Source organism: Streptomyces sp. SCSIO ZS0520 (assembly GCF_025643355.1).
In the GTDB taxonomy this organism is placed as follows: Bacteria; Actinomycetota; Actinomycetes; order Streptomycetales; family Streptomycetaceae; genus Streptomyces; species Streptomyces physcomitrii.
The window spans coordinates 3,499,583-3,523,657 of record NZ_CP092644.1 but is presented as its reverse complement, the minus strand read 5'-3'; the positions used below and the strand labels follow the sequence as shown (position 1 = coordinate 3,523,657).

Genomic DNA, 24,075 nt, shown 5'->3' with positions numbered 1-24,075 from the left:
GCCGCTCAGCCCGCCGCGCCCGCTCCGGCCGGGCTGCGCCCGTCGTCCGCCCCGGCCGCACTCGCCCCGGCCGCACTGACTCCGGCCGCGCCCGCCTCGATCGCGCCCGATCCCACCGCGCCCGCCTCGATCGCGCGCGATCCCACCGCGCCCGCCTCGACCTCCACCGCCGGACCCGGCACCCGTACCGGCCCGCCCCGGCGGAGCCTGCGCCGCACGCCGCGTACCAGCCGGTCCGCCGTGTACGAGGCCCCGTAGACGAAGCGCATCGACGGGCCGAAGGCGGAGGCGGTGACCAGGCCCGCGAGGAAGAGGCCGGGGCAGGAGAACTCGAAGCCCGGGCCGGTCGCGGGGGAGCCGTCGCCGAGGGTGCGCAGTGCCGCGCGGATCTCCGGGTCGAGCGGGGCGAGCCGGGCGCTGCTCGCGGTGAAGCCGGTGGCCGCGAGGACGTGGTCGGTGCGCAGGCGCAGGGTGCCGCCCGGGCCCGCGACCTCCAGGCCCACCCGGCCCCCGGCGGGCTCGGCCCGGATGATCTCGTGGCCGGTCAGCACCTCGACCCCGGACTCCACGCGTGAGCGCACCCACCAGGCGCCCGCAGGACCCAGCGCGGTGGCGCTGATCCTGGTGCGCCGCTCGGCGGGCAGCAGGCGGAAGGCGCCCGGGAGTTCGGAGTAGGACCAGTTGCGCCAGCCCTGGCCGAGGCCGCTGAGCGGGGAGCGGGCGCGGCGCCACCAGGGGCGGTCGAGGGCGGGCGGCAGGTCGTTCCAGCACAGCTGCCCGGCGCGGGTCAGGACCCTGGTGCGGGTGCCCTGTTCGGCGAGCAGGGCCGCGGTCTCCAGGGCGGCCTGCCCGCCGCCGACGACGGTGACGTCCTGGCCGCGAAAGCGCGTCAGATCGCCGTGGTGGCTGCTGTGCGAGGCCAGCGCGCCGTCCGTGCCGAGCGGGCGCAGCGCCCCGGGCAGGTCGACGAAGGGCAGCACACCGACCGCGAGGGCGACGGTGCGGGCGCGGACCTCCTCGCCCTCCTCGGTGGTGGCCCGGAAGCCGCCGGGAACCGGCCGCAGGGAACGGACGAGGCGCTCATCGACGGCGGGGACCGCGCGCTCGGCGAACCACAGCCCGTACGCGGCGAATTCGGCCACCCCGATCGGCTCGCCGTGCCGGGCGCTCAGCCCGTGGGCGGCGGCGTAGGCGTCGAGGCCGAAGGCGCCCGCCGGGTCCGAGAGGTGGGAGGCCCAGGGCTCGGACTTCAGGAGCATGCCGGGCGGCATATGGCTGCGCCAGGAGTCCATCGGGCGGCCGAAGACCTTGAGGTCGAGTCCGGCCGCGGCGGCGTGCGCGGCGATCGAGAGTCCGTAGGGTCCCGCGCCGACCACCAGCAGATCGTGCGTCAGCAACTGCTCGCCTTCTTCCTGTCCGTGGGGTTCTTCGCGGGGCCGAGGTCTTCCTGCCCGGCCCGAGGGGCGGACTCCAGGTCGCCGGGGCCCGCCTGGCCCGGCACCAGGGCGGTGGCGCCCGCGGCGGGTGCCCGCCGGGGCCGGGGCGGCAGGGCGCGGCGCAGCCGGGCGGCCAGCCTGGACACGGCGTGCCGGGTGAACAGCCGGCCCAGGGCGAGGCCGGGCAGCGGGTCGTCGGCCGCGAGCCAGGCGCCCTCGCGGCGGCCGCCGCGCGCGGGGCGCAGGGCGGCGAGCGGCGCGTAGTTCTCGACGACGAAGACCCGGCCGGGCCGCGGGCGGGGCGCCGGGAGCGGACGGTGGGTCAGGTCCAGGTGCTGGGCGCGCACCACGTCGAGTCCGCCCGCGTCCGCGAACAGCCGGAACTGGGCGCCGGGCCGGGGGTTGAAGTCGAGCAGGTGGTAGGTGCCGGTGCCGGGGTCGTAGCGGAAGTCGAGGTCGAGGATGCCGCGGTAGCCGAGGGCGGCGACGAGGGCGCCCGCGGCCTCGGCGAGTTCGGGGCCGGGGGTCCAGCGGCCCAGCGCGGTCAGCCCGGTGCCGCGCGGCCAGGAGCGCTCCTTGCGGCCCGCGCCGCCGCCGTGGATGCGGCCGTCCCGGGCGGCGTAGCCGTGGAAGAACCAGTCGAGGTGCTGCCCGGATCCCGGCGGCAGGTACCGCTGGAGGAGCAGGCGGCCGCCCGCCCGCGCGCCGCGGGTGAACAGGGCGGCGGCCTCGGCGGGGGTGCGCAGCAGGCAGGTGCTGCGCAGTCCGGCGCCCGCGGGCAGCAGCCAGGGGCGGCTCCACTTGGCGACCACGGGCAGGCCGAGGCGCCGGGCGGCGGCCGCGGCCTGCCGGGCGTCGGCGGGCACCAGGGTCAGCGGGTGCGGGATGCCGAGCCGGGCGCAGACCCCCGCCAGGCGCTCCTTGTCGGCGACCTCCTCGGGCAGTACGGAGGGGACGCCGGGCAGCAGGAAGCGGCCCGCGAGCGCGTGGTGGCGGCGGCCGATCGCGACGGCGCTCGCGTCGTCCAGCGGGATCAGCACGGCGGGGTGCGCGAGGCGCCCGGCGAGTCGGCCGAGGGCGCGCGCGATCCGCTCCTCCGGGGCGTCGGGCGGCGGCGGTACGTGCACCGCCCGCAGATGGCGGGAGCGGCCGACCGGACTGCCCGTCAGATCCGCCACCAGGTGCACGTCGATTCCGGCGCGGCCGAGCGAGCGCACCGCACCGAGGGTGCCGTGGTGGAAGGGGTTCCGGTCGATCCGCAGCAGTACGGCGGGTACGCGGGTGTCGAACTGCGGCACCTGGCTGATCCTCCTCGTTGTGCCCGCCATTTGCTCACCCGGCAGAGGGAAAGGGTGGGTGGAGGGCGTTTCAGATACTCAATCGGCGTAATAGAAATATTTATGACGTCGGGTCAGCCGACGTAGAACAGGAAGCGGAACGGAAAAGCGTCTCCGCGGAAACCGAAAACCGGGAGAGTTGTACCGGGTGACGGTGACCGGGAAAGCGGACAGTGCAGGGTCGGGCAGTGAGAAAGGGAGCGGCATGGGTATGCGCGCACACGACGGTCTCGGGTCCCAGCATCGGCGCCGGGTGGCCGGCGGGCTGGTATGCGCGGCCGTGCTGGTCACGGCTGCCGCGCTCTTCACACCGGTCGGCGGCGGTGACGGCGCCGGTCCGGGGGGTACGGCCCCCGGGGCGTCGCCCGCCGCGGGGCCCGGGCCCGAGGGCGGGCCGCCGGGCAGCGCACCGCCCGGCAGCGCGCCCGCGCCGGCCGCCGCGAAAACCGCCGTGGGCGCCTATCTCGACTACGGAGAGAAGGGCGTACGGCAGATCGCCGAATTCAGCCGCTGGCTCGGCGGCGCCGAAATCCGGGTCGGGCACACCTACTTGCCCGGCGACCGCTGGGAGAACATCGAGGGCGGCCACGGATTCCTCGACAGCTGGGCGAAATGGCGCCGCGCCGAAAACGACCGGATGCTCGTCGTCAACGTCCCGATGATGGAACGCAACGAGGAGCGGCTCGGCGACAGAGAGGTCCGCACCCTGCTGCGCCGCGGCGCGGCCGGCGCCTACGACCAGCACTTCTACAGGCTCGCCCAGCGCCTCGTCGCGCTGAAGGTCCCCGACACGGTCCTGGTGCCGGGCTGGGAGATGAACGGCACCACCTACTCGCACCGCTGCGGCCCCGACCCGGCCGCCTGGAAGGCGTACTGGACCCGCATCGTCCGCGTCATGCGCATGGTCCCCGGGCAGAAGCTGCGCTTCGACTTCACCGCCACCCGCGGCCGGGACGCCATCCCGTGGACCGAGTGCTACCCCGGCGACAAGGTCGTCGACATCATCGGCCTCGACGCCTACGACCAGCCCGAGGGCCTGTCCTTCGAGGACCAGGTCACGGAGCCGTACGGGCTGCGCGACCACGCGGCCTTCGCCGCCGCGCACCGCAAGCCGATCTCCTTCCCCGAGTGGGGACTGTTCCGCGGCGGCGACAACTCCGCCTACATGCGCGGCATGCTCGACTGGATGAGCGACCACAAGCCGCTCTACCAGACCATCACCGACTACTGCCCGCACGGCGTCTGGCAGTGCGGGCAGAATCCGCGCGCCGCCGCCCTCTACCGCTCGGTGGTCTCCGGCGGCACGGCACCCGAGGAACCCGGCGAGCCGCAGGAACCCGGCGAGCCGCAGGAACCGGAGTGGCCCGAGATCCCGGACCCGCCCGAGGCCGAGGTCCCCGACCCGCCGGAGGACGACGGGTCCTGCGAGTCCCGGCTGCCCGGCTGGCTGCGGGACTGGTTCGGCGACGAGGACTGCTGAGCCGGTGGCGGGGGCTGCTGATGCGGTGACGGGGACTGCTGATGGGGTGGTGAGGACTGCTGGTCCGGTGAGGAGGGCTGTCGGCCCGGTGGCGGGGACGGATGATCCGGCGCCGGGGACTGCCGACCAGGTGCCGGGAGCCGGGGAGGCGGAAGCGGCGGAAGCGGTGCAGGCGACCGGGGAGGCGAGGGCGGCGGCAGCGGTGCCGGACGTGCGCCGCCCGTCTGCCCTGTCTGCCCCGTCCGCACCGGGCGTCTCGCCGGTCCCGGCAGCCCGCCCGGCCCTCGGCCCTTCCGCCGCCGCCCTCACCGACGCCGACGCCCGTGCCGCCTCAGCTCTCACGGTCCGCCCCGCGCCCGGCTCCGGCGTCCGGGGCGGTCCGCGGCGCCGGAGCGGCGGACTTCCCGCCGCCCTGCCCGGCCCGGGCCGGTGAGGAGGAGGCAGCCTCGGCACCCGCCTCCCGGGCCGACGCCTCCCGGGCCGACGCCTGCCGGATCGGTGCCTGCCGGATCGGTGCCTTACGGATGGGTGCCTTGCGGATGGACACCTTCCCGTCGGGCCTCTTCCCGTCCGGTGCCTTCCCGTCCGGCCCCTGCCCGTCAGGCCCCTTGCCGTCGGGCCTCTTCCCGTCGGGCCCCTTGCCGTCCGGCCGCTTCCCGTTCGGCCCCTTCGCGTCCGGCGCCTTCCTCTTCTGCTCCGGTCCCTTCGCCTTCTCATCAGGCCCCTGGGCCCGCTGATCGGCCCCCTTCGCCTTCCCGTTCCGCTCCCCCCGGTCCCGCCGCTCCCACGGCGCCGCCCAGGTCCGCTCCCGCCAGGCCGCGCGCAGCGCCCGCGCCCGCTGCCGGGCCGCCGCGTCCAGGGTGACCGCGGCGAGCAGGGGGGCGGTGCTCCGACTGGCCAGCAGATAGCGCCGGTTGACGGCGGTGTCGGGGCGCCAGTGGTGCTTGTACGGTTCCTCGCCGCGCAGCAGGCTCAGGATTTCGCCGGGGGTGCCGGCGTCCGCGCAGTCCGCCAGCACGGAGCGGAGCAGCATCGTGGCGACGTCCGCCTTGCGTTCCCGCAGCCGGGGATCGGCGCCGTAGAGGTAGCCGCCCCGCAGGCGGGGGCCGCGCAGGCTCAGGTCGACGGCGGCCACCTCCCCGTCGAGGCGGAACTCGGTCAGGCGGGCCTGCCCGGCGGCCACCATCCGGCCGGCGGCGCCCACCAGGTGCTCCGCGAACCGGGGCCGCAGATGCTCGGCGGTCACCCCGCGGCCCTGCCACTGGAGCCGGTGCAGCCGCAGCAGGGTGCGTACCGCCTGCTCGGCCTCGGCGGCGGGCACCGGGCGCTGCTCGATGCCGAGGGCGTCCAGCTTGCGCAGCTTGGCGCGGACCCGCTGGGCGCGCGGCGCCGCCAGCCGGGTCAGCAGCGACTCCAGCGGTACGGCGGGCAGGTGCAGGCACACCGAGTCGTCCAGGACCCGGCGCGGGCCCGGCCAGGCCTCGTGCAGCAGGGCGGTGGCCGCGCCGGGCCGGGCCTCGCCCAGGTCGAGCAGCCGGGTGCGGGCGGCGGCCGAGAGCCCGCGCACCAGGGCCTCGGCGGCGGCGTCCCGGTGGTCGTCGTCGAGGAGGATGTCCATGAAGTCGGTGACCGCGCCGCCGAGCGGGACCAGCGCGGGCACCGGCCACCGCACCGCCCGCAGCGGGGCCACCGCGAGGAGCCGGCCCGCGCCGTCGCGCACCAGGGCGAGGCGCAGGCGGCCCCGGGTGCCGTAGGCGCGCCACCAGGAGTGCAGCCAGGCGTGGCTCTGGAAGGGCGTCGCGCTGCGGCAGTTGTCGTACAGGCGCTCCCACTCCGGGGCGAGCGCCGCGAACTCGCTCTGGGTGCGGCACCAGCCGAAGACGGCGCTCTGCCCGGCGGCGCCCGCCGCGGGCCAGGGGGCGCGGCGGGCGGTGGCGCGCGGCAGGCCGGTGCCGAGGGCGCTGCTCATGTGGCCGCCCGGGCTTCACCGGCGGCGGCCCGCTCGGCGGCGGGCGCGCTCTCGCCCGCCGGGGCCGGTACCGAGGCGTTCTCCCCGCCCGCGGTACGGCGCCGGGGCCGGGCGAGCAGGGCGAGGCCGCCGAGCAGTCCGCCCGCGCTCGCGCCGACCAGGGCGGTCACCGCGGCGGAGGCGGAGGCGGGGGAGGAGGGTTCGGTGGCGCGGGAGAACTGCACCAGCTGCACCCGCATCGCGTCCTTGGTCAGGCGGGCGTTGGCGGTCAGCGCCCGGGCGACCGCGTTGGCCATGTCGGTGGCGGTGCCCGGCGAGGCGGCGGTGGCCGACAGGGAGATCATCGGCGCGTCCGGGGAGGTGGCCGCCCGTACGCTCTCGCGCAGCGTCGCGACGGGGACGCCCGCCTCGACCTGGGCGTCGCCGAGGACGGCGAGCTGGGTGGCGACCCGGCCGTAGGCCTGGGCGAAGCCGAGCGCGGTCGCCGGGTCCGCCTTGTCGCCGGGCACCGCGATGACATAGCTCGTCGCCGTGTACTGGGGGGCGCGCAGCAGCCCGTACGCGCCACCGATCACCGCGCCGAGCAGGGCGCACACCGGCAGCAGCCACCAGGCGGGCAGCCGCCACAGGCGCGCGGCGAAGGTGCGCAGCGCGGCACGGGCGGCGGCCGGGCGGGGCGGGGATTGTTCGGTCATGAGCGGGTCACTCCCTTGGTCGGTGCCAGCGCCTGTGCGTACACGCCGGTCAGCTGCCGGGCACTGCGGGCGATGCTGTAGTGGTGGACGGCGCCGGGTACCTGCAGGCGGCGCGGGCCCGCGGCCCGCAGCGCGGCGAGGGCGCGGGCGAAGGAGGCGGCGCCGGGGGCGAGGCGTTCGGCGCCCGCGGTGGACTGCCGGGGCAGGTCCTCCAGGGCGGGGCAGGCCGCGTAGCGCACCGGCAGTCCCGCCGCGAGCCCTTCGACGGCGGCCAGACCGAAGGCCTCCTCCGGGGAGGGCGAGGCCAGTACGTCCATCGCGGACAACAGGGCGCCCAGCGGGGGGCGTCGAGAGTCGCGGGGCGCGGGCAGCAGCGGGCTCTCCCCGGCGAGGACGACCCGGTCGGCGAGGCCCCGCTGCCGTGCCGCCTGCCGGAGCGCGCCCTCCTCGGGGCCGCCGCCGACCAGCAACAGGCGGCAGTCGGCGGGGAGTTGGGCGAGCGCCTCGATCAGTACGCCGAACTGCTTGCCCGCCGCGAGCCGCCCCACCCCGCCGATGACATAGGCGTCCTCGGGGAGGCCGAGCAGCGCGCGGGTGCGGCGGCGGGCGGCGGCGTCGAAGCGGAAGGCCTCGGCGTCGATGCCGTTGGGCACCAGGTGGATACGGTCCTCGGGCACGCCCCAGCGGCGCAGCCGTTCGGCGACGGTGGCGGAGACCGCGACCGTGGCGCGGCCCAGGCGCTCCCCGGCGAGGTAGAGGCCGCGTACCGCGCCGGTCAGCGGGCGGCCCTCCAACTGCCGTTCGCCCAGGGAGTGTTCGGTGGCCACGATGGCCCGTACGCCCGCCAGGCGGGCGGCGATCCGGCCGTAGAGGCAGGCCCGGTACAGATGGGTGTGCACCAGGTCGTAGCCGCCGCGTTCGATCAGCGCGGTCAGTCTCGGCAGCGCGGACAGGTCCCGGTTGCCGGCCATGCCCAGGTGGACCACGCGCACCCCGTCGGCGAGCAGCCCGTCCGCGACCGGGCCCGGGTTGGTGAGCGTGACCACCTCGCAGTCCACCGGCAACTGCCGCAGCAGCAGGCGCAGTTGCTGCTCGGCGCCGCCGACGCCGAGGCCGGTGATGATGTGCAGCGCCCTCACACCGGGGCCGCCTCTTCGCGCGGGGCCCGGCGGCGCAGCGGGTGCAGCCTGCGCTTGAGCGCCATCCTCAAGGGGGTGTCCTGCTGGCCGATGTGCAGCCGCGGCAGCGCGAACGGCCCGCTCAGGCGGCCCGGGTCGATCGCGCAGGCGTAGCGGTAACCGGCCCTGCGGACCGCGGCCGCCACCCGGGCGTCGACGGTGCCGTACGGATAGCAGAAGCCGCTCACCTCGGCGCGCACCAGCTCGGAGAGGAGGGTGCGGCTGCCCACCGTCTCGGCGCGCAGCAACTGCTCGTCGCAGCCGGTCAGATCGATGTGGGTGAGCCCGTGGGAGGCGATCTCCATCCCGGCGGCATGCGCCTCGCGGATGCCCTCCGCGGTCAGCAGCGGCTTGCGCGGGCCCAGCGGATCCCACTCGTTGACACCGCCGAGCCGCCCCGGCAGCACGAACACCGTGGCCCGGAACCCGCAGCGCCGCAGCAGCGGCAGCGCGTGGCTGAGGAAGTCGGTGTAGCCGTCGTCGAAGGTCAGCCCGACCAGACCGCGGCCCCCGCCCGCGGCACGCGCGGCGAGCAACTCCCCGACCCCGACGCCCCGCAGCCGGTTGCGTCGCATCCAGCGCAGCTGCTCGGCGAGCCGGTCGGGGCTCACGGTGATGCGGTACGGGTCGTCGGCGCAGCTGCCCACCGAGTGGTACATGGCGATCCAGGGCACCCCGGAGGCGGCCCGGCGGGGGCGCGGGGTGCGCCCCGGCTGCGGTTCAACGGACATCGGCGCTCTTTCGGTCGGTGGGGGCTGCGTCGTCGGTGGCGGTGGCGGTGGCGGTGGCGGTCGGCTCGTCGGCGGGGCGCGCCGGGTGCGGTGCCGGGCGGCCGAGCCGGGGCAGGCGTACGGAGAGCGCCGGGAACCCGCGGCGGCCGAGGAGGCAGGTCACCGCCGCGAACACCAGCGCGATCAGCGGGAGTTGGAGGGCGAGCGCGGCGGCCGGGGCGGTGGCGCCGAGGCTGCCGAGCAGAGGGGCCGCGGCGAGTCCGGCCGCCGCGGCGGCCACCGCACCGCCGAGCGGGCACAGCAGCGCGGCGGCCACCCGGCCGGTGCGCAGCGGGACGGTACGGGTGCAGCCGTACAGGAGCAGCGCCGCGGTCAGCGTGATCCCGGCGGCGTTCGCGGCGGCGATGCCCCGCACCCCGAAGGGGCCCACGGCCAGCGCGCCGAGCAGCCCGGTCGCCGCCGCACCGGCCGCCATCGCCGCGACCGGGTACCAGGCCCGCCGGTTGCCGGAGAAGTACGCCCGGATCAGCGCGCCCACCAGGGTGTGCCCGAGCAGCCCGGCCGCGTACACCCGCATCACCCCGGCCGTCGCCGAGGTGTCGGCGGCGGTGAACGCCCCGCGCTGGAACAGGAGTTGCACCAGCTGCGGCGCGCTCGCCACCACCGCGGCGGCGCCGAGCAGCACCACCGAGGCGGCCAGCAGCAGATCGCGTTCCACCCGGTCGCGGGCGGCCTCGGTGTCGCCGTCGGCGACCGCCCGCGCCACCACCGGGAAGGTGACCGTGCACAGCATCAGCGAGAGCACCATCGGCAACTGGCAGATCTTCTGGGCGTAGTTGAGGTGCGAGATCGCCCCCGCGGGCAGCCCGGAGGCGAGGAAGCGCTCGATGAACACCTGCGACTGGCGCACCGCCGCGAACAGCAGCACGGTCAGCAGCAGCCCGCCGTCCACCGGCCAACCCGCCCCGCGCTGGGGCTCGTTGGGCGGCGCGGTCGTCTCCTCGGCTGTCCGGGCGCCGGAGTCGGGGGCGGCCGGGGGCGCCGCCTCCCCGGTGCGCAGGCGGCGCCAGAGCGAGGGTGCCTGCACCGCCACCATCAGGCAGCCGCCGACCGCGACCCCGACCGCCGCCGAGGCCACCCCCCAGCGCCCGCCGCAGACGAACAGGGCGGTGATGATGCCGGTGTTGTACGCCACGTAGATGGTCGCCGGTGCCAGGAAGCTGCGGTGCGCGCGCAGGGCGGCGCTGCAGTAGCCGGTGAGCCCGAAGCTGAGCAGCGAGGTCGCCGTCAGCCGGGTGCAGTCCACCGCGAGCCCCGGGTCGTCGAGGCCCGGTGCCAGGAGGTCCACGAGCAGCGGCGCGGTGGCGATCAGCAGGGCCCCGACACCCGTGAGCCACAGCGCGAGCCGCGGCAGGGAGGCCGCCACCAGGGCCCGCACCGGATCGCCGCCGTCGGCCGCCCGTTCGCCGCGCGCCCGCCGCGACAGCGCCACGCTGAACGCGGGCACCATCGCGAAGGCCAGCCCCTCCTCGATCAGCAGCGTCGAGGCCAGCTCCGGCACCGTCCACGCCACCAGGAAGGCGTCGGTGCCCGGACCGGCCCCGAACAGCTGCGCCAGGGTCTGGTCCCGCACCAGACCGAGCAGCGAACCGGCCGCCGAGAACACCGCGGTGAGCAGCGCCGCCCGGGCCAGGAGGCGGTTGACGGAGGGAGGGGGAGAGGCGGTGGCTGGGGAACCACCCTTAGTGGCGGGGGAGTTGAGGGGACGCGGTCCCTTCGCGGCGCCGGGGGTGTCCGCGGCTTCCGCGCCGGTGGCCGGGGCCGTCATCGTCGCGGTGGCCGCCGCCCCCTGCGGCGTACGTGCCGCCGCGGCCGCCTCCTCGGGCGTACCGGCGGTGGGCCGGGTCCGCTTGCTCACCGGGTCGCCTCCCGGGGGCCGCGGTCGGCCAGGGCCCACCAGGCGGCGAGGCCGAGGACGACCGCGGTCAGCACGGTCGAGGGGCCGCCGATGTCCGCGTACACGAAGTCGGCGAGCTGCCAGACGAGCAGTCCGCAGGCGACGAAGGCGCAGTCCTTGGCGGGGGCCCGGCCGGGGTGCCTCGGGTGCGAACTGCCTTTTGCAGAAGGGATTTTGGCGGCGCGGTGCAGGCCGCGGACCAGGAGGACGGCCCAGCTGCCCGCGAGGGCGGTGAGGCCGAGCATGCCCTGCTCGCTGAGGACGAGGAGATACATATTGTGCGGGGAGAGCAAGGCCTGGCGGTGGAAGTCGGTGCCCGCGCCCGCGACATCGCTGCCGGAGGAGAGGGCGAGCGAGGCGTGGCTGTCGCGTTCGGCGGGGAACTGCTTGAGGCCCACGCCCGTCACCGGCTGCTCCCGCCACATGCCGAGCGCCGCCGCCCACATCGTGTACCGGTCGGTGACCGACTGGTCGGGGGCCGCGGTCACCTGGCCGATGCTGCCGACGCGTTCGCTCAGCAGCTGCGAGCCGACGCCCATGCCCGCGACCAGGACCACCCCGGCCGCGGCGACGGCGGCGAACACCCGTACCGCGCGCCGCACTCCGGCCATCAGGAGCTGCACCGAGAGCGCCACCACCGTCGCGATCCACGCGCCGCGGCTGAACGACAGCGACAGCGGCACAAGCAGCAGCACCGCGCAGCCCGCCGCGAGCGGCCGCCGCCAGCGCTCCCAAGTCCCGCTGTCCGAACGGCTGCCGGGGCCCGCGTCGTCGGCGCCGCCCGGGCCGAGCGCGAGGCCCACCGCGCACACCAGCCCGTAACTGACCACCGTGGACATCCCCATGATGTCGTTCGGGCCGAAGGTGCCCACCGCCCGCACATCGGAGCCCATGTACGAGGCGCCGGTGCCGGTGAGGTACTGGTGCACGCCGACCGCGCCCTGCCACAGCGCGAGGCCGAGGAAGGACCAGGCGACCAGGCGGAAGTCGCGGGCGTCGCGCACCAGGAGCAGCACCGCGGCCGGGACCAGGACGAAGATCTGCAGATAGCGGACCATGCCGGTCAGGCCCGTCGTACCGGCCGCGCCCGCCGCGGCCAGCGCGATGCCCGCGACCGGCAGCCCCAGCACCAGCGCCGCGAGCCGGCTGAGCGGCCGGCGCGCCCCGCGCACCAGGCGCAGCGCGCAGCCGGCGACGAGCACCGCGGAGAGCGCGTCCGCGAGGGTGCCGCCGGAGCCGTCGCCCGACCCGAAGGGGCCGCCCGCGGGCAGCGCCACCAGGGCGAGCAGCAGCACCACCGGCAGTACCGGTGCCGCCCGCCGCAAGGCGCCGAGTGCCGCCGCCCGGTCCGGCAGCGGCAGGGGTGCGGCCCACTGGCTCACGTCGTCCTCAGCTTCCCGTGCGGCGCAGCAGCGAGGAGACGGTGCGCAGCAGGATGCACACATCCCCCCACAGCGACCAGGTCTCGATGTACGCGTTGTCGAAGCGGGCCCGGTCCTCGATGGAGGTGTCGCCGCGCAGCCCGTTGATCTGCGCCAGGCCGGTGATGCCGACCGGCAGCCGGTGCCGCGCCGCGTAGCCCGGGTGCAGGCGGCTGAACTCCGCGACGAAATACGGGCGTTCGGGCCGCGGCCCGACCAGGCTCATGTCGCCGCGGAGCACGTTCACCAGTTGCAGCAGCTCGTCCAGGCTGGTGCTGCGCAGGAACCGGCAGAACAGGCTGATGCGGGCCTCCCCGGCGACGCTCCACCGGGTCGCCGACTCCTCGGCGTCGGCCGGGCGGTAGGTGCGGAACTTCAGCAGCGTGAAGGGGCGCCCGTCGCGGCCGATGCGCTCCTGGCGGAAGACCACGCCGGGGCCGTCGGTCAGCCGCAGCACCCCCGCGCACAGTCCGAGCAGCGGGCTGAGCGCCAGCAGGGCGAGCGCGGAGACCGCCACGTCCAGGGAGCGCTTGGCGAGGCTGAGCCGGGCGCCGCGCACCGGGGCGAGCAGTTCGCAGGGGAAGGCGGCGAGCCGGTGCCCGGTCGCGGGGGCGTAGCCGCCCGCGGTGTCGATGCGCCACAGCTCGCAGCCGAACTCGTCGAGCTGGGTGAGGAGTTGCTGCCGGGTCACACAGGTGTCGGCGCCCACCACCAGAGCGGCGCGCACCCCGTTCTGGACCACCGCGCGGCGGATCTCCTCGGGGGAGTTCAGCACCGGCAGCCGCGGCGGCTCCGTCCCGGGCCGCTCCTCGTGCTCGTCGGCGGCTTCCGTGTCCGGGGCGCCGACGAGGCCCACCGGGCGCAGTCCGGTCCGCGGATGCCGCAGGATCGCCGCCGCCACCTGCTGGGCGGCGCCGCTCTCGCCGATGACCAGGGCCGCGCGCGGGTGGGCGAGCGCCGCGCGGGTGCGCAGCCGTGCGAGCAGCGCGCGGCCCGCGAAGCCGAGGGCGGTGTGCAGCGCGAGCGCCGTGCCCAGGGTGGCGAGCGAGAGGGCGCGCGCCGGAGCGAGCGCCGCGAGCAGCGCCGCCGTCAGACACCAGCAGACCGCGGCGCGCAGGAACACGGCGGGCAGCTCCTCCAGGGCGCCCGGCGCCGGGCCGGTGCGCCGGGGGGCGCGGGCATGGGCGAGCGCCGCCGTCGCCACCAGGAGCGCGGTCGGCAGCGGCCGGGCCGCCGGGCCGCCGAGCAGCACCGAGGAGACCAGCGCCGCCAGCACGTCGACGAGGAGGAGCGGGGGTCTGCCGCCCCACCGGCGGTCCGGGCTGCGGCCCGTCCCGCCGAGCGGCTTCCCGGCCACCGGCCGGGGTGCGAGGGCGAGTGAGCTGCGGGAGGCGGAACCGGGCGCGGCGGTCTCGCCGCGGGGGCGCCCGGCGGGCGGAGGGACGGTGCTTTCGGCGGTCACGGGGTGCGGTTCTCCCTGGGATCGGTGCGCTGCATGCCGAGCAGTTCGCGGTACAGGTCGGCGAACTGCTCGGCGGTGCGCCGCACATCGTGGGAACTCAGGACGTGACGGCGCCCCGCGAGGGCGAGCGCGTCCCGCAGCCGCGCGTCGGTGAGCACACCGACCGCCGCGCGGGCCAGCGCCCCGGGATCCTCCGGCGGCACCAGGCAGTACGGCACATGGCCCGGCGGCAGCGACTCCCGGCTGCCGCCGACATCGGTGACCACGACGGCCCGCGCGCAGGCCATCGCCTCCATCGGCGCCAGCGCCATCCCCTCCCAGCGCGAGGGCAGCACCACCAGGTCCGCCGCCCGGTACCAGGGCGCCGGATCGGCCACCGCCCCCGGGAAGGACACCGAGGCCCCGGCGCCCGTCGCCGCCGCGGTCCGCCGCAGCCGCTCCTCCGCCGGGCCCTCGCCGACCAGGACGAGCCGGGCCCCCGGCAGCCTGCGCAGCATCTGCGGCCAGGCGTCGAGGAGCACGTCCTGCCCCTTCTGCCGGCACAGCCGCCCCACGCACACCACCAGCGGGCCCGGCACATCCACCGGCCGCGGCCGACCGGATCCGCCGCCCGACTCCCGGGGGCCCGGCGCGGGGAGCGCGGCCGGGCCCGGACTGAAGAGGTCGGTGTCCACACCGTTGGGGATCACCGACCAGGCGGCGCGCACCCCGGCCCGCAGCCCGGTGCGCCGCTCCGCCTCGCTCACACACACCACCCGCGCGCTCCACCGGGCCGCGTACTGCTCCCAGCGGCGGGCCAGCGCCGCCGTCGTCCCGGTGACCGCCTCGAAGGACCAGGCGTGCGGCTGGAAGACCGTCGGTACCCGCCCGCGCACCGCGAGCCGCGCCGCGAGCCCCGCCTTCGCACTGTGCGCGTGCACCACATCGGGCCGCACCTCGCCGACCAGCCGGGCCAGGCGCCGGGCCTCGGCGGCCACCGCGAGCCCGGGGTCCCGGCCCGCCTCCCAGGCGCGCACCTCGCTGCCGAGTCCGCGCAACGAGGGTGCCAGGCCGCCCTGTTCGGGGCAGGCGGCGCGCACGTCCAGGCCCGCCGCGAGCTGGGCGCGCACCAGGTCGGCGACGACCCGGGCGACCCCGCCCTCCGCGGGCTGTGCCACATGCAGGACCCGAAGCGGCCCGGCCCGGCCCGCGGTTGACTGCTCCATGCGCCCGTCTCCCGTACTGCCCCGGTCAGCGCCCGGCGTCGGCGGCGAGGAAGAACGCCCCGAGCCAGGCCGCGTCCCGGCGGGAGGTGAAGCGGGCCCCGAGCCGGTCACCGCCGGGCGCGAGCGCCGCGGAGGCGTCCAGGACATCCGAGTCGTAGCCGAGCGTGTTGTCGTACGCGGGCGTACGCGCCGTGCGCGCCCCACCGGGCCCGGAGACCGTCGAGTTGAGGAGGTCGTCGGCCGGGTCGGCGGGGCCGGACAGCAGCACCCCGGGCCCGCGGCCGGTGGAGAGCGCCAGCGAGTCCCCGCGGGTGCCGCGGTCCCCGTTGTAGGCGACGAACCCGGCCGTCCCGCGCGCCCCCTTCGGCACCGCGACACCGGTGAGCGGCACGGTGTGGCTCGGGTGCGCGGCGTCGAAGGCGGCGAAGCCGTCCCACAGGCCCAGTTCGCGGCGCGGCTCGCGCGGGTTCTCGTAGGCGACGACGAGGGTCCAGCCGCCCCAGGTGCCGGCCCGCGAACGGCCGCTGGCCACGTTGACCTGGGCGACGGTGTACTGCCCCGGCCCGGCGGCGCGCACCAGGCGGGTGACGTCGGCGGAGGCCTGGAAGGCGTCCATGCCGCCCGCGACGCGGTGCCCCGTCCGGCTGTCCGCGCGGACCTCCCGGTAGGCCCCGCCCGGCTCCGCGAACAGCACCCGCCCGTTGTCCTTCGGCGGCTTCTGCTCACCGGCGAGCAGGTTCCCGCCCCAGTACAGGCGCGCGTAGCTGACCCGCGAACCGGCGGGCAGCCGCACCTCGCCGCGGCTGGAGTTGTACGTGTTCGGGTCGCGGTCCACGTCCGTGTAGAACATGTCGAAGTCGCCGTTGACCCCGCCCGCCCGGCCGCCGCGCACCGCGGGGCACAGCTTCGCGGTGGGCCCGGAGTCCCGGCAGGAGACGGCGGAGTTCGCGGCCCGCACCAGGCCGCCGCGCTGCACGCTGTGGTAGCGGGGCGCGAAGGCGAGCCCGGGCGACTCCGCGGGCGCGGGGGTGGGCGGGGCCGCGGTGGCCGGGGCGGGCAGCGCCGCCGGGGAGGCGGCGAGCAGCAGCAGCGGCAGCAGTGAGCGGCGCAGTACGGGACCCAGTGGACGGCGCATGACCTAGACGGCTCTCCGGGCTTGTAAAGAATGTGTGTTGGTCAGTGCAGAGTGCGCGCTCACACTTCCGGATGACGGTGTTCGTCAGGCGTTGCGGAGAAGGATCACCCCTATGGACGCAGAACTCCCTCAGGCCGCAGGCGTTGGTCCATGAGCCGGGCATCCCGCCCCGGTGATTGCCATCAACACAAGGAGCAACACTCCATGTCGCGTACTGCGAAGGCCCTCGTCCTCTCCACCGTTGCTGCTGCCGCCGTGGCCGGCAGCGCCGGCCTCGCCAGCGCCTCCTCCGGCGCCGAGGGCGGCGCCGCCCACTCCCCCGGCGTCCTCTCCGGCAACGTCGTCCAGGTCCCGGTCCACGTTCCGGTGAACGTCTGCGGCAACTCGATCAACGTGATCGGTCTGCTGAACCCGACCTTCGGCAACACCTGCGTCAACCACTGAGCTGCTTCCGCAGTTCGCGCTGTGGGCCGCGTACCCGGAGAGGGTGCGCGGCCTTCCGCGTTTCCGGGGGCGGTCGCGGGCCGGTCGCATGGCGGTCGGGGCCCGGTCGCGAGTCGGTAGGCCGCGGGCACATGCCACGGGGGTCCGCAGGCGGCCGGGGCGCTTTGGTGCCGCCGGGTCAAACGGGTGGGCGTCCAGGAAATTCGCGGTTGCTCGTTTCTGAGCCGTGCGGGGCTCGTTAACCACAACGAAGCACACCCGAGGGCGAGTTGTGGCCCGGGTGTCCCTCTGCCCGGCGACGGTCGTCGCCGATGAAAGGATCATGATGAAGCCCCTCAAGGCTGCCGCTGTCGTCGCCGGTTCTCTCGCCGTGGTGGGTGCCGGAGCCCCGGCGTTCGCCGCGGGACTCGTCCCCACCGGCGTGACCGACCTGGCGACCGACACCGTCAGCAAGCAGCCCCTGCTCGCCGACTCCCCGGTCTCGACGAACGCCCTCGACCCGTCGAGCGCCGGCTCCGTGACCGGTGCCCTCAACGGCGCCACCGGCGGCCTCGACTCGGGCGGCGGCAACGCCCCGATGCTCGGCGGACTGCCCCTCGGCGGCTGACCCCCTCGCGCCCCGACCGCGCGCCGCACCGCCGGCCGCCGCGGTCCCGGGCGCGACCCACCCCGTACCGCCGCGAGAGGTCGCTCGCGGTGCGGGAGCGGGGCCGGTTCCCCACCCCCGGGAACCGGCCCCGGCGTGTGACACGGCCCGAGCGCCGTACGCGGAACCGAGCGGCCGGGGCGACCCGGGCCGGGAAGCGCGACGCACCGGCGCGACGAACCGGCGCGACGACAGCGCAGCTGATCGGCACGGCGGACCGGCACGGCAGAGCAGCCGGACAGATCAGCCGCACAGATCAGTACGACAGATCAGTACGACAGATCAGTACGACAGAGCAGCAGGACCGAGATGCAGGGAAGAGGCGGCGCAGGTATGGACACCAGGGTCGGCCCGCACGGCGCGCGGCATGCCGGGGAACGGGCGCGGCAGGACGGGCCGCTGCCCGACGCGGCGCGGGTGACCGCGGGCGCCGGACCCGGCTTCGGGCTGATGCTGCTGCTCACCGGGGCCGCCGGACTGCTCGCCGCCTGGGTGATCACCCTCGACAAGTTCAAGCTGCTCGAAGACCCGGACTTCACCCCGGGGTGCAGCCTCAACCCCGTGGTGTCCTGCGGCAACATCATGAAGAGCGAGCAGGCCGCCGCCTTCGGCTTCCCCAACCCGATGCTCGGCCTGGTCGCCTACGGCATCGTCATGGGCATCGGCGCCGCCCTGCTCGGCCGCTGCACCTTCCCCCGCTGGTACTGGCTCGGCCTGAACGCGGGCACCCTCTTCGGGGTCGGATTCTGCACCTGGCTGCAGTTCCAGTCGCTCTACCGGATCAACGCCCTGTGTCTGTGGTGCTCTCTCGCCTGGATTGCCACGATCATCATGTTTTGGTACGTGACTTCTTTCACCGTGCGCGCCGGGCTGCTGCCCGCGCCGGGGTGGCTGAGGAGCTTCTTCGGCGAGTTCACGTGGGTGGCTCCGGTGCTGCACATCGGCGTGATCGGGATGCTCGTCCTGACCCGCTGGTGGGACTTCTGGACCGGCTGATCCCACCCGCTCGCCGGAGCACGGACAGGCCCCGCGCCTGACCGCCCGCCCGCCGAGCGAGACGAGGACCAGCCAGATGAGCCGAGGATCCGGAGCAGACCGCACCGATTCGCAGACCGCGCAGCCGCCCACCGCCTCCCGCGACAGCGGTACGCCGCCCGCCCGCGGCCCCGGCGACGGCACGGCAACCACCCTCAACTCCCTTGCCAGCAAGGGCAGAAGACCCGGCGGCCGGCGGCCCGCGACAACGGGCGCCGAGGCGGAGCAGCCGCCGGTCCGGCTGCCCACCCGGCGGGCCGCCCTGCGCTCCCTCTTCCTGGCCGGGCCCGCCGTCGGCGTCGCCGGGGCGCTGTCCCCGCTCGTCCTGACCCGGGGGGAGAGCGCCGGGGACAGCACGGTCCAGGCACCCGGCGGCGGCCCGGCCCGACCCGTCGCCGTCCAGCACGGAGCCCCGCAGGCGGGCGGCGAGCTCCTGTTCGAGGAGACCTTCCGAGGGCGCCGGCTGCGGGCCACCGCGCTGCCCGGCGGCCGGGCCGCCGTCACCGTCGACGGCCGCCCCCTGCACCTGATGCGCCGCGTCGACGGCACCTGGCTCAGCATGCTCGACCACTACGAGTCGTACCCCTCGCCCCGCGCAGCCGCCCGCGCCGCCGTCCTGGAGCTGGGCACCACCGCCCTCGCCTGAACCACCGGACCCGCGCGCCCCGGCACGCACACCTCCGGGCGCCCGCGCGCGAAACATGCGCGTGCCCGCGCGTACGCCCCGGCGCACACGCCCGTCCGGCTCTCCCGCCCGTTACGCCCAGCCCTGCCCGCCGCCCGAAGGGACCCCCATGGTCTACGTCCGCAAGAACCAGCGGCACCTCAGCCGCGCCGAGAAGCGGCGCTTCGTCGCCGCGGTGCTCAAGGTCAAACGCAGTGGACAGTACGACGAGTTCGTCGCCCGGCACATCGCCCAGTACAACGCCGACGGGGACGAGGGACTGCGCCTCGCCCATATGACGCCGACCTTCTTCCCCTGGCACCGGCGCTTCCTGCTCGACTTCGAGGAGGCCCTGCGGCGCGCGGACCCCGCGGTGAGCGTGCCCTACTGGGACTGGACCGCCGACCGCACCGCCCGCTCCCCGCTGTGGACGGAGGAACTGCTCGGCGGCAACGGCCGCAGCGGCGACCGGCAGGTCACCACCGGCCCCTTCGCCTACCGCAACGGCTGGCGGATCCGGCACAGCGTGACCGACGGGGAGTTCCTCACCCGCGAGTTCGGGCACCCGCGCGACCCGGTCGCCCTGCCCACCGCCCGCGATGTCGACGCCGCCCTGCGCGACGGCACGTACGACGTCGAGCCCTGGGACTCCACCTCGCCCGGCGGCTTCCGCAACAAGCTGGAGGGCTGGACGGAAGGTTTCGGCAGCAGCGCGCTGCGCAACCACAACCGGGTGCACCGCTGGGTCGGCGGGCACATGCTCGGCGGCGCCTCCGTCAACGACCCGGTGTTCTGGCTGCACCACAGCTTCATCGACCTGCTCTGGTCGCGCTGGCAGCAGGCCCACCCCGGCGGCCGCTATCTGCCCGCCCAGCCGCTCGGCCCCGCCGACCTCCAGGAGGGCCGGGTCCTGACCGCCCACCAGAAGATGCCGCCCTGGGACGTCACCCCGGCGGACATGGAACGCCACGACCGGGTCTACCGGTACGCGTAGCGCCCCCGGCCCCGGCCCCGCTGTCCGCCCGGAGCGGGGCCGGGCACGGCGAAGCCCCCGTACCGCGCGTTCGTGCGTGCGGTACGGGGGCTTCGGTGCTGCCGGTGAAGCGGGCGGGGGCTGGTCAGTCGCCGTAGCCGTGCTTCTTCTCGTGGCCGAGGTTGGCGCAGGTGTTGCCGACGGCCGGGTTCAGGGCGCCGACGACGTTGATGGTGTTGCCGCAGACGTTGACCGGGATGTTCACCGGGATCTGGACGACGTTGCCCGAGAGGACACCCGGGGAGTGCTTGGCCACGCCCTCGGCGCCCGCGTCGGCCATCGCCAGACCAGCGCCCGAGAGCATGACCGCGCCCGTGCCGAGCGCGACCGCGGCCGTCTTCGCGATGCGAGACATCACGTACTCCTTTGACCTTCGATGTTTACGCCGCACTGCGCGGGCGTACTCCCCCTACAACGCGGCCCCTCACGCTCGGTCACGGCCTATTCGGGCGACGACACGACAAGTAACGCGAATGGCGGGGAGGGGCCCCGGGCGATCCTGCCGCGCCGTGCCTCAGTCCAGGCCGCGGGCGCGGCGGAAGCGGGCCAGCCCCTCGGAGAGGTCGACCAGCGGCTCCGGGTAGTCCAGGCGGGAGCGCTCGGCGCCGCTCAGCCGCCAGGGTTCGTGCACCGCGGGCCGCCGCAGCTCCCCGAGTTCGGGCACCCAGCGCCGTACGTAGGAGCCGTCCGGGTCGAAGCGCTGGGACTGGGTCAGCGGGTTGAGGACGCGGCCCGGGCGGGTGTCGGTGCCGGTGCCGGCCGCCCACTGCCAGTTGAGCTGGTTGTTGGCCACATCGCCGTCCACCAGGAGGTCCAGGAAGTGCCGGGCGCCGACGCGCCAGTCGAGGTAGAGCGTCTTGCTGAAGAAGCTCGCGACCAGCAGGCGGGCGCGGCCCGGCATCCAGCCCTCGTGCCGCAGCTGCCGCATCGCCGCGTCGACCACCGGGAAGCCGGTACGGCCCGCCCGCCAGGCCTCGGCCTCCTCCGCCGCGCGGCGCCACCGGTCCTGCCGCGGGCGGTAGTCCTCGTGCGCGGCGGCCGGCCGGGCGGCGAGCACCTGGTGGTTGAAGTCCCGCCAGGCCACCTGCCGTACGAAGGGCTCCGCGCCCGGCGAGCCCGACTCCCGTGCGCGCGCGGCCACTTCGATCGGCGAGAGGGTGCCGAAGTGCAGGTGCGGGGAGAGGCGGGAGGTGGGGGCGCCGTCCAGTTCGTCGGCGTGCTCGGCGTAGCCGTCGAGCGGTTCGCCGAGCCAGCGGGTGAGCCTGCGCCGCGCCTCCTTCTCGCCGCCCCTGGCGAGGCCGGGGGAGGTGCCGGAGACGTCCGCGCGGTCTTCGAGGCGGTGCGAGACGGCGCTGTCCGGTACGTGCACGGAGCGCGGCAGCGGCACGGTCTCGCGCGGCGCGGTCGCCGTCCAGCGCCGGAAGTACGGGGTGAAGACGGCGAAGTGGTCCTTGCCCTGGGGGAGGACCTCGCCCGGCGGCAGCACGGTGGTCACCGCCTCGTGGACGTGCAGCCGCCGGTCCTGCTCCTCCAGGGCTTTACGCAGCCGCTCCTCGCGGCGCTGGGCGTAGCCGCTGCTGCCCGCCGCCACGTGCACGGCGCGCGCGCCGGTGCGCCGGGCCAGGGCGCACACCTCGCGCACCACCTCGCCCTCGCGCACCACCAGGCGCCCGCCGCGGGCGCGCAGCCCGGCGTCCAGGTCGGCCAGGCAGTCCGCGAGGAAGGCCCGCCGGTTCGGGGCGGCGAAACCGGCGTCGCGCACCCCGCGGTCGTAGACGAAGAGGGGGACGACGGAGTCGGCGCCGCGCACGGCCGCGTACAGGACCGGGTTGTCGTGCAGCCGCAGGTCCGCGGTGAACAGGCAGATCTCGGTGGTCACTCGGGCTCCTGGGCAGGGGCGCCCCGCGAACGGGGCAGGGCCTGCCATCGTCCCTCCGGCCCGGGCGGCGGCGGGGGAGCGGCGCGCCGGAGCGGGGTCGGCCGAACCTGACCGGGTGGGCTCGGTCTCGCGGTCCGGGCGGCTCGGTGGGGTCGGCCGGGAAGGCTCGGTGGGGTCGGCCGGGAGGGCTCAGTGGGGTCGGCCGGGAGGGGGTTCCGCGCCGGGGTGGGAGTCGTCCTCGCCGGGCCGCTCGTGCGGGGCGGCGGTCTCCTGGGCGTTCCCGGTGTTCCCGGCGTTCCGGAGACGCTCGGCGTCCCGGGTGTTCTGCCGGGTCTGGCCGTAGGCGACGCCGAAGAGCAGGCCGATCACCATGCCGAGGCCGAGGCCGAGCATCGTGTCGTCGAAGACGAGCCGCCCGAGCGTCAGCCCGAAGGCCACTCCGCAGGCCAGGCCCAGGGGGATGCCGGTGGCCAGCGGGGTGTTGGGAGCGGGGGAGTGCGGGGTGGGAGGCTCCGGGGCCCGGCGCGGTGAGTCCTGGGATGCCGGGTCCTGGGGTGGTGAGTCGGGGGACAGCGGGTCCTGGGGTTGCCGATCCTGGGATCGCGGGTCCCGGGACGGTGAGTCCGGGGACTGCCGGGACTGGGATCGCGAGTCCTGGGACAGCGGGTCCTGGGGTGCGGGGTCCTGGGATCGCGGATCCCCGGATCGCCGGTCCCGGGAGGAGGACTCCGGGGACCGCTCGTCCCGGGACCGCTCGTCCGGGGACCGCTCCTCCGGGGAGGGCAGGTCCTGGCTGGTCATGAGGGTGGGGCCTGGCTGGTCATGGGGACATTATGGGCGGGGGTGGAAGAGGCGGACCCGGCGCATCAGGTCCCTCCCGGACGCGGTGACCCGCGGGCGCCGCCCACCCCGCGCAGCGGAAACCGGCGGAAACCGGAGTACAAGCGCGGTATTCGAGCCAGCACGCGAAAGCTCCCGGCCAGGCCCGGCGCTCAGCCGCCGCGGGTACCGCCGCAACGGCCATGCTGGTCCGGCATATGGACGGGACCGAGAGTCGCCGTGCGGTGACGAAACGTTGCGGCAGGGGGTGCCCCGAGGTCCTGACGTCCTGGACCCTCGACGGCAAGGAGAACAGTTGTGGGCGCGACCCTGCGCGACATCGCCCGGATGGCCGGAGTGCACCCGGGTACGGCCTCGCGGGCCATGAACCCGGACATGGAGCACCTGGTGAACGAGGCGACCGCGCGCCGGGTGCGGCACGCCGCCGAACAGCTCGGCTATGTGCCCAACTCCCTTGCCCGCAGCCTGAAGACGAGCCGTACGCAGTCGCTGGGCGCCCTGGTCCCCGATATCGCCAACCCGCTGTTCCCGCCGATCATCCGGGGCATCGAGGACGTCGCGGCCGAGGCCGGTTTCAACGTCCTGATCGCCAACACCGACGACGACCCGGAGCGGGAGCGCCGCCAGGTCGCGAGCCTGCGGGCCCGCCAGGTCGACGGGCTGATCCTGGCCTCGGCGCGGCGTGCGGACCCCGTCGTGCTCGCCCTGGTCGCGGCCGGGGTGCCGGTGGTCCTGGTCAACCGCGTCGAGCCGGTGCTGTGCGTCCCCGGTGTCGCGGGCGACGACACGGACGGCATCCGGCAGGCGGTGGCCCATCTGCACGCGCTCGGCCACCGGCGCATCGCCCACCTCGCGGGGCCCGCCGGCACGCCCACCGGAGCCGCCCGGCTCGACGCCTTCCGCCGGGAGACCGCGGCGCTCGGCCTCGACGCGGCGCACTGCCCGGTCGCCCTCGCGACCTCCTACCGCACCGAGGAGGGCGCCCGCTGCACCGGCGAACTCCTCGACTCCGCAACGGGGTTCACCGCCCTGCTGGCCGCCAACGACCTGCTGGCCCTCGGCTGCTTCGAGACCCTGGCCGCCCGGGGACTGCGCTGCCCCGAGGACCTCAGCGTCGTCGGCTTCAACGACATGCCCTTCGTGGACCGGCTCACCCCGTCCCTGACCACGGTCCGGGTCCCCCAGTACGACTGCGGCGCCCAGGCGGCCCGCCTCCTGCTCTCCCGCCTGCGCGCACCCGTCCCGGCGGACGAGACGGCCGAGTCCGTACTGCTGCCGCTGTCCCTGGTGGTCCGGCAGTCGACGGGTCCGGTGCGGGCCGGGGAGGCGGTGCCGGCCGGGTGAGGGAGGCACCGGTGATCAGGGCCGGGCGGCTGGTGCTCCGGGCACCCGAGGCCCGGGACCGTGCGGCGTTCGTCGCGCTGTCCAGCTCCCCCGAGGTCCGGCGGTTCGAGGAGTGGGGCGCCGAGCAGGGGATGGGCGTGTGGTCCCCGGCCCCGCCGCCCGGTTGAGGCTCGCATCCGGTACG

The 24,075-nt window shown here is 76.0% G+C and carries 21 protein-coding genes and 1 pseudogene; 8 read left to right on the top strand and 14 right to left on the bottom strand.

Annotated elements, in window-relative coordinates; all coding sequences use genetic code 11:
* Positions 1–5: 5 nt before the first annotated feature.
* A complete protein-coding gene (locus tag MID12_RS13460; RefSeq protein ID WP_263173136.1) occupies positions 6–1,394 on the bottom strand; it encodes an FAD-dependent oxidoreductase in 1,389 nt (462 codons plus the stop codon).
* On the bottom strand, positions 1,391–2,734 hold the full coding sequence (locus MID12_RS13455; protein ID WP_263167290.1) for an ATP-grasp domain-containing protein: 1,344 nt from the start codon (positions 2,732–2,734) through the stop codon (positions 1,391–1,393). Before MID12_RS13455 ends, MID12_RS13460 begins: the two co-directional genes overlap by 4 nt.
* A gap of 244 nt (positions 2,735–2,978) precedes the next feature.
* On the opposite strand from MID12_RS13455, the gene MID12_RS13450 reads away from it, so the two are divergent.
* Positions 2,979–4,253, top strand: a complete 1,275-nt coding sequence (locus MID12_RS13450) for a glycoside hydrolase family 26 protein (protein ID WP_263167289.1) — start codon at positions 2,979–2,981, stop codon at positions 4,251–4,253.
* Positions 4,254–5,040: 787 nt separating this feature from the next.
* Here MID12_RS13450 and MID12_RS13445 read toward each other — a convergent pair.
* The 9 genes and pseudogenes from MID12_RS13445 to MID12_RS13405 all read right to left on the bottom strand — a co-directional run.
* Positions 5,041–6,222 (bottom strand): annotated as a pseudogene (locus MID12_RS13445) (GNAT family N-acetyltransferase); the annotation flags it as partial.
* Complete coding sequence (locus MID12_RS13440; protein WP_263167287.1) at positions 6,219–6,917, bottom strand: lipopolysaccharide biosynthesis protein; 699 nt, start codon at positions 6,915–6,917, stop codon at positions 6,219–6,221. The pseudogene MID12_RS13445 and the gene MID12_RS13440, both read right to left, overlap by 4 nt.
* Entirely contained in the window at positions 6,914–8,056 is a 1,143-nt protein-coding gene (locus MID12_RS13435) for a glycosyltransferase (RefSeq protein ID WP_263167284.1), read from the bottom strand. The genes MID12_RS13440 and MID12_RS13435 overlap by 4 nt, the downstream gene beginning before the upstream one ends.
* Entirely contained in the window at positions 8,053–8,826 is a 774-nt protein-coding gene (locus MID12_RS13430) for a polysaccharide deacetylase family protein (RefSeq protein WP_237282729.1), read from the bottom strand. The genes MID12_RS13435 and MID12_RS13430 overlap by 4 nt, the downstream gene beginning before the upstream one ends.
* Entirely contained in the window at positions 8,816–10,654 is a 1,839-nt protein-coding gene (locus MID12_RS13425) for a lipid II flippase MurJ (RefSeq protein ID WP_263173134.1), read from the bottom strand. The genes MID12_RS13430 and MID12_RS13425 overlap by 11 nt, the downstream gene beginning before the upstream one ends.
* 86 nt (positions 10,655–10,740) lie before the next feature.
* Positions 10,741–12,165: an O-antigen ligase family protein gene (locus MID12_RS13420; protein ID WP_411576951.1), complete on the bottom strand. Its 1,425-nt coding sequence runs from the start codon at positions 12,163–12,165 to the stop codon at positions 10,741–10,743.
* Between the two features lie 7 nt (positions 12,166–12,172).
* Positions 12,173–13,666 carry an exopolysaccharide biosynthesis polyprenyl glycosylphosphotransferase gene (locus MID12_RS13415; RefSeq protein ID WP_263167281.1) on the bottom strand — a complete coding sequence of 498 codons (1,494 nt, stop codon included), beginning with the start codon at positions 13,664–13,666 and terminating at the stop codon, positions 12,173–12,175.
* Positions 13,663–14,871 carry a glycosyltransferase family 4 protein gene (locus MID12_RS13410; RefSeq protein ID WP_052482310.1) on the bottom strand — a complete coding sequence of 403 codons (1,209 nt, stop codon included), beginning with the start codon at positions 14,869–14,871 and terminating at the stop codon, positions 13,663–13,665. Before MID12_RS13410 ends, MID12_RS13415 begins: the two co-directional genes overlap by 4 nt.
* A gap of 25 nt (positions 14,872–14,896) precedes the next feature.
* Positions 14,897–16,006: a hypothetical protein gene (locus MID12_RS13405; protein ID WP_040250290.1), complete on the bottom strand. Its 1,110-nt coding sequence runs from the start codon at positions 16,004–16,006 to the stop codon at positions 14,897–14,899.
* 204 nt (positions 16,007–16,210) lie between these two features.
* On the opposite strand from MID12_RS13405, the gene MID12_RS13400 reads away from it, so the two are divergent.
* From MID12_RS13400 to MID12_RS13380, 5 genes are all read left to right on the top strand, one after another.
* Positions 16,211–16,450 (top strand): chaplin, encoded by a 240-nt coding sequence (locus MID12_RS13400; protein ID WP_040250287.1) that lies wholly within the window; start codon positions 16,211–16,213, stop codon positions 16,448–16,450.
* Between the two features lie 322 nt (positions 16,451–16,772).
* Complete coding sequence (locus MID12_RS13395) at positions 16,773–17,057, top strand: hypothetical protein (RefSeq protein ID WP_312885502.1); 285 nt, start codon at positions 16,773–16,775, stop codon at positions 17,055–17,057.
* A 372-nt stretch (positions 17,058–17,429) separates the two neighbouring features.
* Positions 17,430–18,092, top strand: coding sequence for a vitamin K epoxide reductase family protein (locus MID12_RS13390; RefSeq protein ID WP_078844948.1), 663 nt, complete (start codon positions 17,430–17,432; stop codon positions 18,090–18,092).
* Between the two features lie 76 nt (positions 18,093–18,168).
* On the top strand, positions 18,169–18,777 hold the full coding sequence (locus MID12_RS13385) for a tyrosinase family oxidase copper chaperone (RefSeq protein ID WP_411576950.1): 609 nt from the start codon (positions 18,169–18,171) through the stop codon (positions 18,775–18,777).
* A gap of 148 nt (positions 18,778–18,925) precedes the next feature.
* On the top strand, positions 18,926–19,789 hold the full coding sequence (locus MID12_RS13380) for a tyrosinase family protein (protein ID WP_040250285.1): 864 nt from the start codon (positions 18,926–18,928) through the stop codon (positions 19,787–19,789).
* A gap of 124 nt (positions 19,790–19,913) precedes the next feature.
* Here the strand turns inward: MID12_RS13380 and MID12_RS13375 are convergent, their stop codons facing one another.
* The 3 genes from MID12_RS13375 to MID12_RS13365 form a co-directional block, all read right to left on the bottom strand.
* Complete coding sequence (locus MID12_RS13375) at positions 19,914–20,183, bottom strand: chaplin (RefSeq protein WP_040250282.1); 270 nt, start codon at positions 20,181–20,183, stop codon at positions 19,914–19,916.
* 159 nt (positions 20,184–20,342) lie between these two features.
* On the bottom strand, positions 20,343–21,707 hold the full coding sequence (locus MID12_RS13370) for a cryptochrome/photolyase family protein (protein ID WP_263167272.1): 1,365 nt from the start codon (positions 21,705–21,707) through the stop codon (positions 20,343–20,345).
* A gap of 189 nt (positions 21,708–21,896) precedes the next feature.
* On the bottom strand, positions 21,897–22,508 hold the full coding sequence (locus MID12_RS13365; protein WP_263167270.1) for a hypothetical protein: 612 nt from the start codon (positions 22,506–22,508) through the stop codon (positions 21,897–21,899).
* Positions 22,509–22,844: 336 nt separating this feature from the next.
* Between MID12_RS13365 and MID12_RS13360 the strand changes: the two genes are divergently transcribed.
* Both MID12_RS13360 and MID12_RS13355 read left to right on the top strand, forming a co-directional pair.
* Positions 22,845–23,891, top strand: coding sequence for a LacI family DNA-binding transcriptional regulator (locus MID12_RS13360; protein ID WP_263167267.1), 1,047 nt, complete (start codon positions 22,845–22,847; stop codon positions 23,889–23,891).
* Positions 23,892–23,902: 11 nt separating this feature from the next.
* Positions 23,903–24,058, top strand: a complete 156-nt coding sequence (locus MID12_RS13355; protein WP_263167264.1) for a GNAT family N-acetyltransferase — start codon at positions 23,903–23,905, stop codon at positions 24,056–24,058.
* The last annotated feature ends 17 nt before the right edge of the window (positions 24,059–24,075 follow it).